Consider the following 14,507-nt stretch of genomic DNA (forward strand, 5'->3'; position numbering starts at 1 on the left):
CAATGCTGTCGCCAAGTGCCGCACGCACGATGCCTGTCGCTTCATTCACGGCGGTCTGCGTGCCGGCGAGGCGCACGTCCACATCCGCTTTGTTGATGCAGTAGCCGAGTTCGAGTCCCGCGATGACTTCGAGCTGTTTCTCCACGGCTTCCACGATGTCGGACTCGCCCACGCCGGTGACTTTGAGATACAGCACGCGGCGCGAGGCACCGTCCGGCAGCCATTCGCGCAGGCGGGGTTCGACTTCGCTCTCCACCATCGGTTTCAGCTCACGCGGCGGGCCGGGCAGCAGAAAGATGTGGGCGTTCCAGCCCAGCGCAGCGCTGAGTGCTGCGGGGAGGTAGAGGCCCGGGGCCGTGCCAAAGTGGTTTGGCAGCACGACCGCACCGCGTGGCACCATGGCCTGGCGCTGGGTGGCCGCGCTCACGGGCTTGCCACGTTTGGCAAAGTAGGCGCTGAGGTGCTGCATCACCTCCGCATTGAGATCCATGTCCAGGTTCAGCACGGCGGCGGTGGATTCACGCGTGAGGTCGTCATTGGTGGGGCCCAGCCCGCCGGAGACCAGCACCACATCGGCCCGCTGCGCTGCCTCGGCGATGGCCGAGCGAATCACCGCGCCATCCGGCACCACCGTGTGCCGTGCCACCTGAATGCCCAGCGCCGCCAGCCGCTGCCCGATCCAGGCCGCATTGGTGTTGATGGTGTCCCCCAGGAGGAGTTCGTTGCCGGTGTTGACGAGTTCGACGTTCATGCGGCAAGCCCATCCATCACGCCGCACCGACTTTCAACTGTCTTCATGGCCCTCGCCCAAGCCGGGCAGGTGTTTAGGCGGCCGTGCGCTTCAGTGCGGAGGGCAGGTTCTGCCGAGTTTCAGCGTGCTCAGGGAAAGTGCTCCAGAGTTTTAGCTCGTTCTGGAAAGCGCGGAGCCTCCCAGAGCGAGCTAAAGCTCGGTAGTACTTTAAATCACTGGCGCGGCAGCAGGATGGGAATCCCCGCGTCGATCACAAACACACGCGTGCCATCGGCTGTCGCTAGCGCCGCCTCCATCTTGTTCGCAGCGCACTCCTCCGCCGTCGCACGCCGCAGCGGCTGGTGCGTGTCCGGGCAGCGCAGCAGCGGCAGGAAATCTTCAAGCCAGTCGTCGTTGGTCATAGTGATGTTGTCGTGGGGCATGGGCTGCGGTCAAAGGTTAAGAGTCGTCGAGGGGCGTCAAGAGTCGAGCCTTGACCGCTTGACCATTCTTCGACCTCCCTCCTCAATACTCCGCCATCTTCGGATCAATCTCCCGCGCCCAGGCGATGATGCCGCCGGAAATATTCCACACGTCCTCAAAGCCCTCTTCGCGCAACAGGCTGACGGCACGTGCGCTGCGCCCGCCGCTTTTGCAGTGGACGAGGATGCGTTTGTCGCGGGGCAGTTCGGCGGTGCGCTGCCCGAGTTCGCCCAGGGGGATGAGCACGGCGCCTTCAATGCGTGAGATGCTTTGCTCATGCGGCTCGCGCACATCGAGCAGGAAATGGTTGTCGCCACTTTCGCGGAGTTGTTTGAGTTCGTGAACGGTCATGGTGGGAACAGCGGGAGGGGCATCGGCGGTGATGCCGCAGAAGCCCTGATAGTCGATGGGTTCGGTGATGGAGGGCTCGTCGCCGCACACGGGGCAGGCTGGGTCTCGGCGCAGGGTCAGCGTGCGGAAGCGCATGCTCAGCGTGTCCACATGCATCAGCTTGCCCAGCAGCGGCTGGCCGATCCCGGTGATGAGCTTGATGGCCTCCAGCGCCTGCATCGTGCCAATGAGACCCGGCAGCACGCCTAGCACGCCGCCTTCCGCACAGGAGGGCACCATGCCCGGCGGTGGTGGCTGCGGGCACATGCAGCGGTAGCAGGGCGCACCCAGATGTGGGGCAAAGACGCCCACCTGACCGTCAAAGCGCAGGATGCTGCCATACACATTCGGTTTGCGCAGCCATACGGCGATGTCGTTGCTCAGGTAGCGCGTGGGGAAATTATCCGTGCCATCAATGATGATGTCATAATCCGCAGCGATGCCCATGGCGTTCGCCGCCGTGAAAAGCTCGGGATAAATTTGGATGTCCACATGCGGATTGATGTCCGCCAGCCGGTCGCGTGCGGCCTCTAGCTTCTTGCGGCCGAGGTCCTTCTGTCCAAACAGAATCTGGCGCTGCAGGTTGGTGATCTCCACCACATCCGGGTCCACCAAACCGAGTCCGCCAATGCCCGCCGCGGCCAGGTACATGCTGATGGGCGAGCCCAGCCCTCCCGCCCCGATGCACAGCACCCGCGCCGCTTTCAGCTTGCGCTGGCCTTCGATCCCAAATTCAGGGATCGCCAGGTGCCGCGCGTAGCGGCTCAGTTCGTCGGGGGTGAGGTCGGACATGAGACGGTCACCATGGCATGCAGAATCGCCAGCGCAACGATCCAGCGGTTGCGGTGGTGCCTCGCGTGCCTAGATTCTCGCCATGCCTGATTGGACCCCCCCCCCCGCAGTCAATCTGGTCGATCTCGGCTTCATGGACTCGCGTTCGAAGCTCATCGACCTCGCCGCATTTCTCGACCGCGTGCAGCGTGCCGGGCAGGAAGGCGACTTCCGTGTCCATGCTCTGAAAAACGCCATCGCTCTCCTCTCCCAAGATCAGCCCCAGCGCGCCCGCGATGTGCTGCTGAGTTTCAGCGACCCCAGCACCACGCCCGTGGAGAAAGCGGCAATGCAGGGCGCGATTGGAGCGTATAAGAACTGAGGTTTGCAGTGGTTTGCGATGGTTGGCAGTCGTTTGCAATGGCTGCCAAGCCTCTGCTCAACAACTGCAAACCATCGCCAATCACGCAAACAACCGCCAACTTCCCCCATGAATTACATTGAGCCCCACGGCCACATGGTCAGCCGCACCACGGACGACTATGAGCGCATGGCCATCGCCGGCTGCCAGGCGATCTGCGAGCCCGCATTCTGGGCCGGCTATGACCGCGCCAGCGCTGACGGCTTCTACGACTACTTCCGCCAGATCACCGAGTATGAGCCGAAGCGTGCCGCGAAGTTTGGCATCCAGCACTACTGCTGGCTGTGCATCAATCCGAAGGAAGCGGAAGATCTCGCACTGGCAGACGACGTCATCGCGCTGATCCCGCAGTTCATCGACAAACCCGGTGTGCTCGGCATCGGCGAGATCGGCCTGAACAAGAACAGCCGCAACGAGCTGAAAATCTTCGAGCAGCACGTGCAGGTGGCGCAGGACTACGATGCGCTCGTGCTCATCCACACCCCCCATTTGGAAGACAAGCTCAAAGGCACGCGACTGATCGTCGATGCGCTGAAAAACTTCCCAAAGATCAAGCCCGAGCGCGTCATCATCGACCACGTCGAAGAGCACACCATCGACCACGTGCTGGATCACGGCTTCTGGGCCGGCATCACGCTCTATCCCGAAAGCAAATGCACCCCAAACCGCGCCATCGACATGCTCGAACAGCGCCACGCCGAACGCATCTGGATGAACAGCGCCTGCGACTGGGGCATCAGCGACCCCCTCGCCGTCCCCAAGACCATGCAGGCCATGCGGCAGCGAGGGTGGACCAGCGAGATGATTCAACGCGTGGCGTGGGACAATCCGCGAGCGTTCATGGGGCAGTGCGAGAAGTTTAAACTTTAAAGGCCATGCCGAGGAAAGTCCGTGAACTCATTCGTGATCTGCTCCGTGCCGGATTTTCCCAGGCAGCAAAGGTTCTCATCGCAAATTTTACCATCCGAGATACTCTGGTGCCGTGACTGTCAGTGGAAAAGGGGGCGCAGATGTGAAATATTATCAGGAGAGGCAAATTAGCCAAGCCATCGACAAAACACTCGAATGAAAGCCGCCGACAAATATCACAAATGGGTCGATTGGAGCGCCAAGGACGGTGTTTACATCGGCCACTGCCCTGATTTGATCACTGGAATCCACGGTGATAATCCCGTGAAACTTTATGAAGAGCTTTGCGAAGTCGTGGACGGAGTTGTCACAGACCTCACCAAAGCAGGACGTCGCCTGCCCAAACCACGAGTACGGCCAATGCTTGAATGCGCATGACGGACACCATCGCCCTCATCGCCGGCAACGGCATCTACCCCGAGACCTTCATCGCTGCGGCGCGCAAGGCTGGCGTGAAGAAGTTGGTGGCCGCCGCCTTCACGAATGAGACCAAGCCAGAGCTCGCAGGCCTCGTGGATGCCATCGAGTGGTTTCGCGTGGGGCAGCTCGGGAAGATGATTTCCTTTTTCAAAAAACAGGGTGTGACGCAGACGGTGATGGTGGGGCAAATCGCGCCCAAGAATCTCTTCGATCTGCGCCCGGACTTCCGCACGCTGATCATGATGGCGAAGCTGAAGCAGCGGAACGCGGAGACGCTGTTTGGCGGCATCGCCAACGAACTGGCGAAGGACGGCATCATGCTGCTGCCAGCCACGACTTTTCTCGAAGACCTGATGCCCGGCCCCGGCCATGTGGCGGGGCCGCAGATCAAGAAGCGGCGGCAGGAAGATGCGGAATACGGCTTCAAGATTGCCAAGGAGAGCAGCCGCTTGGACATCGGTCAGACGGTGGTGGTGAAGAATGGCACGGTGCTCGCGGTGGAGGCCTTTGAGGGCACCAACGAGGCGGTGAAACGTGGCGGTGCCCTCGGCCGTGGCGGCGCGACGATGGTCAAGGTGTCCAAGCCCAAGCAGGACATGCGCTTTGATGTGCCCGTGGTAGGCCCGGAAACGATCCGTACGGCAGCGGCCGCCGGGGTGGATCTCATCGCCGTGGAGGCAGGCATGACCCTGCTGCTGGGGCGTGAGGAAGTTTTCCGCCTTTGTCAGGAGCTCAAAGTGACACTCCTGGCGCTCGCCTGAGTCTCTCTTACGCCTGCCGCCACGTCGCGGACGGCTCAATTCTTGTCTCGTATTTCAGCCCCCGTTTGGGTCTAATTGGGGTGGATAGCGGATTATTCCGTTATTCACATAACATAATAAACAAACGGTAGATAAACATACGCATACCATGAAAACGAAACGAAACCACGCCTTCACTCTGATCGAGTTGTTGGTGGTGATCACCATCATCGCGATTCTCGCGGGATTGGCGGTGCCCACCTACAACGCCGTGCAGACGATAGCGAACCAGACAAGAGGCGTCAGCAACGCCAGACAGATCATCGTCGCGATGAAACTGTTCTCCAAGGACCACAGCAGCCAGTATCCCGACACAGTGGCCAATCCGCTGACCGGGAGCCTGGCACAGAACGCCAATGACGCCTTTCGGCTCATGATCCAGGAAAGGATCGTGACGGATGAACGCATCTTCGGCTGCCCCGCCGGTTTCAATCCGGACAACAACATCGGTCAGGGCCCCAACTATGGCAGCGCCCTGATGCCCGGCGAAAACCACTGGGCGATCACGGGCGGCCAGACTGACACTGCGGGGGGCGACATGCCCCTCGTGTTTGAAAACCCCGTCTCTCCCACTTGGCCCCCGCTCTGGAATGCGGATGTGCCAGGACAGATCTCACCCGGCCGCACTTGGCCGAGTGGAAAGATCATCATCGGTCGCAACGACGGCAGCGTCGCTGTCGAAGCATTGGCTGGCACCCGTGGCATGATCGGCCCCAAAGTCATGGCCGGTGGCGTCAACATGTTCAACCAGGCCTCCCAAGGCATCCCCCAGCGCATCCTGCAGGTGGTCTATGGCAATACGGGTCCATTTGGACCTCCTAGCACCCTCCCAACTCCCGCCTCGGTTGCCCCACTCCCCGGTGGTTTGCCCGCTGCTGCCGGAGCACCCGGTGGCATGCCGTCTTCGCCTTTAGGCCAGTAATCCAGCCTGAAGCCCTCCACGCCGCCGGATGCAGTGCATCCGGCGGTTTTTTGTGCTTTGGCTTCCTGGCAACACCCCGCGTCTCGGATGCCTTCATTTTTTTCTCGCATTTCAGCTCCCGGTTAGGTCTAATCAGGTGGGTGCCGGATTAATTCCAGTCCCCGTATAGCATCATACCCAACCCAAAAAAAACATACGCCCCTATGAAAACGAAACGAAATCAAGCCTTCACTCTGATCGAGTTGTTGGTGGTGATCACGATCATCGCCATTCTCGCCAGCTTGGCTGTGCCCGCCTTCACCATGGTCCAAACCCAAGGCAATCAGATGAAAGGCGTTAATAACGCCAAGCAGATCATCCTCTCGCTGAAGCAGTTCTCCAAAGACAACAACAGCCAGTATCCTGACTCCGTGGCCAACCCACTCACAGGAAGCCTTGCCCAGACCGCCAATGACGCCTTCCGGTATATGATCCAGGAGCAGATCGTCACTGACGAGCGCATCTTCGGCTGCCCTGCCGGTTTCAATCCAGACAACAACATCGGCCAGTCCCCCAATTACGGCCAGGCCCTGATGCCAGGTGAAAACCACTGGGCGATGACCGGAAACCAGACCGACACCACCGTGGGCAACATGCCCATCGTTTTTGAAAACCCGGTTTCCATCAGCTGGCCTCCCCTCTGGAATGCAGACGTCGCAGGTCAGATCGCCCCCGGCCGCACCTGGCCTGGTGGCAAGATCATCATCGGCCGCAACGATGGCAGTGTTGCCGTTGAAGCTCTCGCTGGCAAAAAAGGCATGATCGGCCCCAAAGTCATGGCGGGCGGCCTCAACCTGTTCACCCAGGCTTCACAAGGCATCCCACAGCGCATCTTGACCGTGATTTACGGTAATAGCAGCATGAATCGTGGCAGTGGCTCCGGTGCACCTGGAGACATGAATGGCATGAATCCCAATGGCCCTCCCTCCGGCTTGGGCGCCCCCCTCGGTGGTGGAATGCCCGGCGGTGCCCCTCCGGCCCCCCTCGGTGGCGGTGCTCCTGGTGGCCTGCCACCTTCGGGTCTTTAATTCGTTCATTTAGCCTGCTGACTGTCGAAGCCGCCGGATGCGATCCATCCGGCGGTTTTTTTTGCCTTGTTCAAAAGGTTTGCAGGCAAACCACTTGACCCTGTCTCTGCATCTTCGACTACTGTACCCCGATGAGTATGCAGGCTGTTCATGCGAATCCTGCCATCACCTCCCGAATTCACATGCCGACTTTCTCATTCCCTCGCCATGCCTTGAAGCGCCTGCTCACAGGCTCCTGCTGGTTTGCGCTGACGGTGTTAATGCTGATGAGCAAGGCTCACGCTTTTGACACGGTTATTCTCGATCCCGGCCATGGCGCTCACGACCGTGGCGCGGCCATCGGTTACGTTTATGAAAAGCACCTCGCGCTGGACACCGCCCGCCGGGTGGAGCAACTGCTCAAAAAGGAAGGCTTGAAGGTCATCATGTCCCGCAGCCGGGACGTTTTCATTCCGCTGCACGACCGTTCCGCTCTCGGCAACAGCAAAGGCAACGCCATCTTCGTCAGCATCCATTACAACTACAACCGGGGTGGCAGCGGCGCTGGCGCAGAGACCTACTACCACTTTTCTTCGAGCTACATGCTCGCCGCCTACATTCAGGCCTATCTCGTGCAGCGCACGACCATGCTGAATCGTGGCGTTAAGAGCGCCGGGTTTCACGTCATCCGCGCCACCACCAAGAACCCTGCCGTGCTGGTGGAGTGCGGCTTCGTCAGCAACCCCACCGAACGTGCCCGCATGCTCACCGGAGAGTACCGGGCCAGAATCGCCGAAGGCATCGCCCAGGGCATCATCGCCTTCAAAAAGGCGAAGTGATCTCGCTGCGCTCACCGGGCGATTCGCGAACCTGATTGCCGGGAATGCAGGCTAACAGCCTCTGGATAAACGAGTCCGGGAGGATCTGCGCATGGAGCGCTTGGAGGAGAGGGATCGTCCAGATCCCCCATGCCCCCCCCGCTCTCGCATCATCCAAACCGGGGTGCAGAATGCTTCCTCTCCATCCAGCCATGCTGCACAGCCTTAAAGTTTCCTGATGGGTGTTTTTCAGCAGGCGGCTACCGCTTCTTTCGCTTGGACCTGGGCGTGAGTTTCACCACGATGGCGTCCAGCATGGCCAGGCCGAAAGAGATTTTTTTGAAGAAGGAAACGTTGTGCGGCACCAGGACGAAGTACGGGTGCTGCGACCAAAGATCACGCAGCTTGTGATCGATCTTCACCGCCTGCTCCAGAGATTCGTTGCGGATGGGGTTGCCGCCTTCGATGCTCATGTGGCCCACGGCGGCGCTTTCAAAGAAAATCACCGCATCGTAGCGTGCCAGCTCCCGCTCCAGCGAGCTGCCGATGTCCTCAAAAAAGCCCTCGGGACCGCTCGGCCAGTAAGCCGCGCCATCCACCGTGCCGCGATCACAAAGCAGGATCTGCTCCGGGTGCTGCGCCATCACCGCCTCCTCCAGATGGATCTGCACATGATAAATGGCACGCTGCGCCGCATGGACCGCCTCCGGCAGATGGACGCGGGGGAAGCCGCCGCTGAACATCATCGTAGCCGCCTCCGGCACCATCACCACCTGCTCTCCCATCTCGCGGCGAAAGAGGTCCCCCGCCGTCGTTTTGCCTCCGCCGGGGCCTCCGGTCAGGACGATGCGACAATGGCCGTTGGGCTGAGGTTTGGGTTTGCGGGGCATGGGTGCAATGTGGTGGCGGCTGCGGTCTGGCGTCAAGCTTCAGCGTAAGATTGCGCAAGGATGGCGTAGTGGCGTTTCGCGGTTGTCGTTAGTCTCATGGCATGATCCTTCGTTTCCTTCCCCTCCTTTTCATCGTCACCGCCTGTACGCAGCCGCCCGTCAGCAAGAACGAGCGCGAGCATTACTTCCTCACGCAGGTGAAGCCCGTGCTGCAGGAGCACTGCATGCAATGCCACAACGGCAGCCTGCCGCCGCCTGCGCTCAATTTCACCTCGAAAGCCACTGCCTTCAAACGCAGCGCCAGCGGGCGCGACTACATCCTGCCGGGAGATCCCGACTGCAGCCTGCTCATCAGCGCCGTGCAGCGCGGTGGCACCCACCCCAAAATGATGCCCCGCACCGAGGTCAGCCTCACGGAAGATCAGATCGGCGCACTGCGTGAATGGATCGAAGATGGAGCCTATTGGCCCGAGGGCGCAGCAGGTACGCTGAAGGCGCAAAAGAGTGCAGAAAATTTCTAAGCGCACCCGCTTCTCATGCGTTCATATGCTTTCCTTATCACAATCATATTGCCGTCCAGATACTTCGTATGCGCACAAAAATACCGCGACTTGCTGCAAAGCGAGTAGCAGCATGAAGGCGGCACCTCCATCATCATCTCATGGGCAAAGAATTCAGCATCACACCACAGACTGTTCCTCACGTAGAAACCAAGAATCGCCGCATCTGCACGCCATTGCCGCACCCGGACTCCATCGCCACGCTGGAGAAGCTGCGCCACTTTGAGCCCCAGTCCATGCGCGGCATGCCGCCCATCGTTTGGGACAAGGCCCTGGACATCCACATCTTCGATAAATACGGCAACAAGTGGCTCGACTGGAGCAGCGGTGTGCTCGTCACAAACGCTGGTCACGCCGCGCCGGAAATCTGCAAGGCCATGATCGACCAGATCAACAGCGGCCTCATTCACAACTACGTCTTCCCCAGCGAAGAGCGCGCCGAAGCCGCCGAGATCATCGCCTCCGTTTCCCCCGAAGGTTTGAAGAAAGTCTTCCTCCTCAGCTCCGGCAGCGAGGCCACCGAGTGCGCCATCAAGCTCAGCCGTGCCAATGGCATCAAAGTCGGCGGCAAGACCAAGATCGGCATCATCGGCTTCACCCGCGGCTACCATGGCCGCACCCTCGCCAGCCAGCAGGCCGGCGGCATGGCCGGGCAGAAGGCATGGATAGTGAATGAAGATCCCGCAATCCTCAATGCGCCCTTCCCGGATGGCTACTGGACGGAGGACACCAGCTTCGAAAGCTTCCTCAAGGCCATCTCCGACAAAGGACTCACTGGCGACAACATCGCGGGCGTCATCATGGAAAGCTATCAGGGCGTCGGCCCCGAATTCGCCCCCGTCGAGTACATCGAAAAACTCCGCGCCTGGTGCGACAAGTACAACGTCGTGCTCACCTTTGACGAAGTGCAGGCCGGCTTTGGCCGCACTGGCAAGTTCTGGGCCTTCGAGCACTACGGCGTCACTCCCGACCTCATCTGCTGCGGCAAAGGCATCAGCAGTGGCATGCCTCTGAGCGCCGTGATCGGCCGCGAGGCCATCATGGATCAGTTCCCACCGGGCAGCATGACCAGCACGCACACCGGGAATCCCGTCTGCTGCGCCGCCGCCGTGGCCAACATCAAGAAGCTCCTCGCTGAAGACCTCACCGGCAACGCAGCCCGCCTCGGCCCCATCCTGCTGGCACGTTGCAAAGCCATCCAGCAGCGCCACCCGCAGGTCGTTGGCCACGTCACCTGTGCCGGACTCGTCGCAGGCATGCAGATCATTCAGCCCGACAAAAAAGAGCCGAACCACGATCTCGCGCATCGCATCATCGAGCTCTGCTACCAGCGCGGCCTCCTCCTTTTCGCCCCCGTCGGCGCCTGGGGCCAGACCGTCAAAATCTGCCCCCCGCTCACCATCACCGAAGAAGCACTCCTCGAAGCCTGCGACGTCCTCGACGGCGCTGTGGATGATGCCGTGGCAGGGAAGTAAGCTGAGCAAGCCTGGGACCGCGGCTCTCCGTGGCCGCTCCGGCCTTTGTCGCTTCGGCGATGAAGGCGGAGGGGCGCCGGCCTTCGTCAGAAGTCGAAATAGCTAGGCTGGAGTCCCCCCCCCTCAGCATCCCTACCCGATTAAACTTCGCTAGCTTCAGCGCCGCCACCTCGGCAGGCGTGTAGCTTTCTGCGCCCACCATCTTCTCTTGCAGCCTCTCACGCAAAGCCTCCATCAGCTCACGACCATTGAGCATCCACGTGTAATACAGGCAGAGGGGCACATACCGGCGGCTGCCAAAGCGGATGAACAGCGAGCATGCCCGTGACATGGAAATGAAATGGTGCGTGCCACGGCTCTGTGGCGCAAAACGCAGTATGCGGAACCACCACGGCGTGTGCTCTGGCAGACCGAACACCGCAGATTCAATCTCCTCCAGCGGAATCACCGTCGCATACGCTCCACGACCAATGCGCAGCGTGGAATCCGTCAGCTCAAAGTGCGGTTTGCGCCGGTCAATGTTCAGCGCAAACAACGTGATGAGCACCGTCGCGATCGCCCAGCCGGTGAGCAGTTCCGGCGGCGTCGGCTTATGACCGAGCAATCCGCCAATGCCGATGAGGATCATCGCATTGAAAATGAAGCCGGCTAGCGGCATAACCAGAACATAGCTCAGCCAGTAGGTCGGCATGGGGCGCGCGATGATGGATTGGGCTGGCATAAAAAACGCTGGCTTGCCCTATGACACCCGCTTTACGCCGCTGATGCAAGAGCCAAGCGGTCCACCCCGTATTTTCAGCACATGATCCGTCTCTCACATTCACACCTCGCCCTTGCGATGCTGACAGCCGTGCCCGCCTGGGCAGCGGCAGCCCCCGTGATGTTTGAAAAAGACGTGCGTCCCATCCTCAAGACCCACTGCTTCCAATGCCATGGCGAAGAGGGTGAAATGAAGGGTGGGCTCGATGTGCGCCTCGCACGCTTCATTCTCAAAGGCGGCAAGGACGGCCCCGTGATCGTCCCTGGAAAAGTGGCCGAAAGCCATCTCATCGACCTCATCAAAAAAGGCGAGATGCCGAAGGGCAAAACGAAGCTAAGCGAGCACGACATCGCCACCCTCGAAACCTGGGTGGCACAAGGCGCGAAGACCGCACGCCCGGAGCCCGAAAAACTCGGCCCCGAGCACGCCTTCACGGACGAAGAGCGCTCATGGTGGTCGCTGCAGCCCATCGCCAAGCCGACAGTTCCAAGTCTCAAGTCTCAAGTCTCAAGTTCCCAGAACGCGCCAGCGGCGTCTAACTTGAAACTCGGCATCGACGCCTTCATCGCCGCCAAGCTCGCCGAAAAAGGCCTGTCCTTTTCGCCCGAAACCGATCCCACCACCTTCATCCGTCGCGCCAGCTTCGACCTCATCGGCCTGCCACCCACGCCGCAAGAGGTCGATGACTTCGTCGCCGCCTACATCAAGAATCCAGAAACCAGCATCCAGAATCTAGTAGACCGCCTGCTCGCCTCCCCGCACTACGGCGAACGCTGGGGCCGCCACTGGCTGGACACCGCCGGCTACGCCGACAGCGAAGGCTTTGGCGAAAAGGATCTGGAGCGCCCGTGGTCGTGGAAGTATCGCGACTACGTCATCAATGCCTTCAACAAGGACAAGCCCTTCGACCAGTTCGTGCGCGAGCAGCTTGCGGGCGATGAAATGGTGCCGCTGCCTTATAAGGACCTCGCGCCCGACGCCATCGAAAAACTCGCCGCCACCGGCTTCCTCCGCATGTCGCCAAACGGCACAGGTGAGAAGAACGACGCCGCCACGCAAAACGCCAACATTGCCGACACGCTCAAAATGGTCGGCACCTCCCTCTACGGCCTCACCATCGGCTGTGCCCAGTGCCATGATCATCGCTACGATCCCATCTCGCAGGCCGACTACTACCGCCTGCGCGCCGTATTTGAGCCGGGCTTCGATACCAAGGCATGGCGCGGACCTGGCAGCCGTCTCGTTTCATTGCTGACAGAAAAGGAAATCGCCGAGTCGGCTGTCATCGAAGTCGAGGCCAAGAAGATCGACACCGCACGCCTCGCCAAGTCGGAGGAGTTCATCACCGAAGTGCTGGAGAAAGAACTCCTCAAAGCTCCTGAGAAAGACCGCGACGCCCTGCGCATCGCCTACCGCACCGCAGTGAAGCAGCGCAGCGCAGATCAAACCAAGCTGCTCAAAACCACGCCTCGTGTGAATCAGCTCAGCTCCGGCTCGCTCTATCTCTACGACACCACCAACAAGACCAAGCACGCGGATGAATTGAAAAAGATGGCCGCAGAAGCCGCTGACGTGCGCACCACGAAGCCCAAGCAGGAGTTCCTCCACACCTTCACCGAACTACCCAAGAAGCCCGGGGCCGTGCCTGCCACCTACATCTTCAATCGCGGTCAGTTTGACCAGCCGAAGGAGCAGGTGAAGCCCAGCGACCTCACCGTCCTCGCCTCCTTCCGCAACATCCAGATCCCCGAGAAAGACCCCGCACTGGCCACCACCGGACGCCGCCTCGCACTGGCCAATGAACTCACCGACGGCAAGCACCCTCTCGTAGCCCGCGTCATGGTGAACCGCGTGTGGATGCACCATTTCGGCAAAGGCATCGTCGCCAGCCCCGGAGACTTCGGCCTGCTCGGCAGCCTGCCCACCCACCCCGAAATGCTTGACTGGCTGGCGACCGATTTCATGGCACGCGGCTGGAGCTTGAAGCAACTCCACCGCCAGATCATGACCTCCCGCACCTACCGCCAGTCCTCCACGCGGGATGCCACACGTGATCGCATTGATCCCGACAACAACTACCTCAGCCGCATGAACGTGCACCGCCTCGAAGCCGAAATCCTGCGCGACAGCCTCCTCGCCGTCAGCGGCAAGCTCAATCCGCAGGTCGGCGGCGCGCCCGTGCCAGTCATGTTCAATGAAGAAGGGCAGGTGGTCATCGGCATCGACACCACCGACACCGCAGGCCGTCCCTCCGGCAAGGTGATCCCGCTCAATGGCGCCGAGTTCCGCCGCAGCATCTACGTGCAGGCCCGGCGCTCACGGCAGTTGGAAATGTTCGCCACCTTTGATGCCCCCCTCATGGAGCCCAGCTGTGACATCCGCACCGTCACCACCGTCAGCCCACAGAGCCTCCTGCTTATGAACAGCACCACCATGCGCGTGCATGCGCAGCAGTTTGCCCAGCGCGTGCAGGCTGAAGGCGGCAAGGACGTGGCAGACCAGGTGCGCTACGCATTCAAGCTCGTCACAGGAAAGGCTCCCTCCGAATCCGATGTGCAGCAGAGCGTCGAGTTTGTGCAGGCACAGACCGAATTTTACCAGAAGAACCCGACCCCGCTCGAAGTCCAGCTCGGCGCTCCCTCCAAGACCCCCGCAGCCCCCACCTTCCTCGGTCTCACCGCTCTCTGCCACGCCCTCCTCAGCTCCAATGCCCTGCTGTATGTGGACTGAAGAGTAATCAAACGCCAACTCCCGTAGTCTGATGACTTCCGCCACGAATGCGCGGCAGGAGAGGGGATGCACCGAGAAGCAGGCGCGCGCCTTACCATCAGTAAAACATCCGCCTTCTTGGGATTCGGTGCTCTTGCCGTTCTTTAGGCTCTCCAGGCAGGACACTAAGCTTTCGTTGACCGCTTCAATAAGCACTCACTCACAAAGCTGCCGGCAACAAGCCTGCCAGCTACGCATTTGAAGAGAGCAACCAAAGGCGAGAAGTCTCTGCAAGCTCACCAATGGTGTAGTCATCCCGGCCCAAAACGAGGTATTTTTGGTGCTCGGAAAGGGCGTGCGTACGCAGACAAAACGTCGTTTTTGGAGCGCGCTGGTGAAGACG

Annotated in this window: 16 protein-coding genes; 11 read left to right on the top strand and 5 right to left on the bottom strand. The window is 60.5% G+C overall.

What is annotated here, in order from left to right; translation table 11 throughout:
* The 3 genes from PSV43_RS21890 to moeB form a co-directional block, all read right to left on the bottom strand.
* On the bottom strand, window positions 1-751 hold a 751-nt coding region (locus PSV43_RS21890; protein WP_300202738.1), incomplete at its 3' end, for a molybdopterin-binding protein.
* A 212-nt stretch (window positions 752-963) separates the two neighbouring features.
* Complete coding sequence (locus tag PSV43_RS21895) at window positions 964-1,173, bottom strand: hypothetical protein (protein ID WP_300202740.1); 210 nt, start codon at window positions 1,171-1,173, stop codon at window positions 964-966.
* Window positions 1,174-1,255: 82 nt separating this feature from the next.
* Entirely contained in the window at window positions 1,256-2,395 is a 1,140-nt protein-coding gene (gene moeB / locus PSV43_RS21900) for a molybdopterin-synthase adenylyltransferase MoeB (RefSeq protein WP_300202742.1), read from the bottom strand.
* A gap of 82 nt (window positions 2,396-2,477) precedes the next feature.
* Here moeB and PSV43_RS21905 point away from each other — a divergent pair, with 82 nt between their 5' ends.
* The 8 genes from PSV43_RS21905 to PSV43_RS21935 all read left to right on the top strand — a co-directional run bounded on the left by PSV43_RS21905 (window position 2,478) and on the right by PSV43_RS21935 (window position 7,731).
* The gene (locus PSV43_RS21905; RefSeq protein ID WP_300202744.1) at window positions 2,478-2,756 is read left to right on the top strand and encodes a hypothetical protein; all 279 of its coding nucleotides are present in this window, start codon (window positions 2,478-2,480) and stop codon (window positions 2,754-2,756) included.
* Window positions 2,757-2,864: 108 nt separating this feature from the next.
* A complete protein-coding gene (locus PSV43_RS21910) occupies window positions 2,865-3,665 on the top strand; it encodes a TatD family hydrolase (RefSeq protein ID WP_300202747.1) in 801 nt (266 codons plus the stop codon).
* A gap of 112 nt (window positions 3,666-3,777) precedes the next feature.
* Window positions 3,778-3,864, top strand: a complete 87-nt coding sequence (locus PSV43_RS26150) for a hypothetical protein (RefSeq protein WP_345784684.1) — start codon at window positions 3,778-3,780, stop codon at window positions 3,862-3,864.
* Window positions 3,861-4,082, top strand: a complete 222-nt coding sequence (locus PSV43_RS21915) for a hypothetical protein (RefSeq protein WP_300202750.1) — start codon at window positions 3,861-3,863, stop codon at window positions 4,080-4,082. The genes PSV43_RS26150 and PSV43_RS21915 overlap by 4 nt, the downstream gene beginning before the upstream one ends.
* Complete coding sequence (gene lpxI, locus PSV43_RS21920) at window positions 4,079-4,885, top strand: UDP-2,3-diacylglucosamine diphosphatase LpxI (RefSeq protein WP_300202753.1); 807 nt, start codon at window positions 4,079-4,081, stop codon at window positions 4,883-4,885. The genes PSV43_RS21915 and lpxI overlap by 4 nt, the downstream gene beginning before the upstream one ends.
* 148 nt (window positions 4,886-5,033) lie before the next feature.
* The gene (locus PSV43_RS21925) at window positions 5,034-5,846 is read left to right on the top strand and encodes a type II secretion system protein (RefSeq protein ID WP_300202756.1); all 813 of its coding nucleotides are present in this window, start codon (window positions 5,034-5,036) and stop codon (window positions 5,844-5,846) included.
* Window positions 5,847-6,049: 203 nt separating this feature from the next.
* Entirely contained in the window at window positions 6,050-6,913 is an 864-nt protein-coding gene (locus PSV43_RS21930; RefSeq protein WP_300202758.1) for a type II secretion system protein, read from the top strand.
* Window positions 6,914-7,125: 212 nt separating this feature from the next.
* Window positions 7,126-7,731, top strand: coding sequence for an N-acetylmuramoyl-L-alanine amidase (locus PSV43_RS21935; RefSeq protein ID WP_300202760.1), 606 nt, complete (start codon window positions 7,126-7,128; stop codon window positions 7,729-7,731).
* A 239-nt stretch (window positions 7,732-7,970) separates the two neighbouring features.
* Here the strand turns inward: PSV43_RS21935 and PSV43_RS21940 are convergent, their stop codons facing one another.
* Window positions 7,971-8,600 (bottom strand): AAA family ATPase, encoded by a 630-nt coding sequence (locus tag PSV43_RS21940; protein WP_300202762.1) that lies wholly within the window; start codon window positions 8,598-8,600, stop codon window positions 7,971-7,973.
* 101 nt (window positions 8,601-8,701) lie between these two features.
* Here PSV43_RS21940 and PSV43_RS21945 point away from each other — a divergent pair, with 101 nt between their 5' ends.
* Window positions 8,702-9,121, top strand: coding sequence for a c-type cytochrome domain-containing protein (locus tag PSV43_RS21945; RefSeq protein WP_300202764.1), 420 nt, complete (start codon window positions 8,702-8,704; stop codon window positions 9,119-9,121).
* Window positions 9,122-9,261: 140 nt separating this feature from the next.
* A complete protein-coding gene (locus tag PSV43_RS21950; RefSeq protein WP_300202767.1) occupies window positions 9,262-10,635 on the top strand; it encodes an aspartate aminotransferase family protein in 1,374 nt (457 codons plus the stop codon).
* Here the strand turns inward: PSV43_RS21950 and PSV43_RS21955 are convergent.
* Window positions 10,562-11,356, bottom strand: coding sequence for a hypothetical protein (locus PSV43_RS21955; RefSeq protein ID WP_300202770.1), 795 nt, complete (start codon window positions 11,354-11,356; stop codon window positions 10,562-10,564). The two genes, PSV43_RS21950 and PSV43_RS21955, sit on opposite strands and share 74 nt — an antisense overlap.
* Window positions 11,357-11,437: 81 nt before the next feature.
* Between PSV43_RS21955 and PSV43_RS21960 the strand changes: the two genes are divergently transcribed.
* Window positions 11,438-14,125, top strand: coding sequence for a PSD1 and planctomycete cytochrome C domain-containing protein (locus PSV43_RS21960; protein ID WP_300202773.1), 2,688 nt, complete (start codon window positions 11,438-11,440; stop codon window positions 14,123-14,125).
* The last annotated feature ends 382 nt before the right edge of the window (window positions 14,126-14,507 follow it).

It is taken from the genome of Prosthecobacter sp. (assembly GCF_029946185.1).
GTDB lineage: Bacteria > Verrucomicrobiota > Verrucomicrobiia > Verrucomicrobiales > Verrucomicrobiaceae > Prosthecobacter.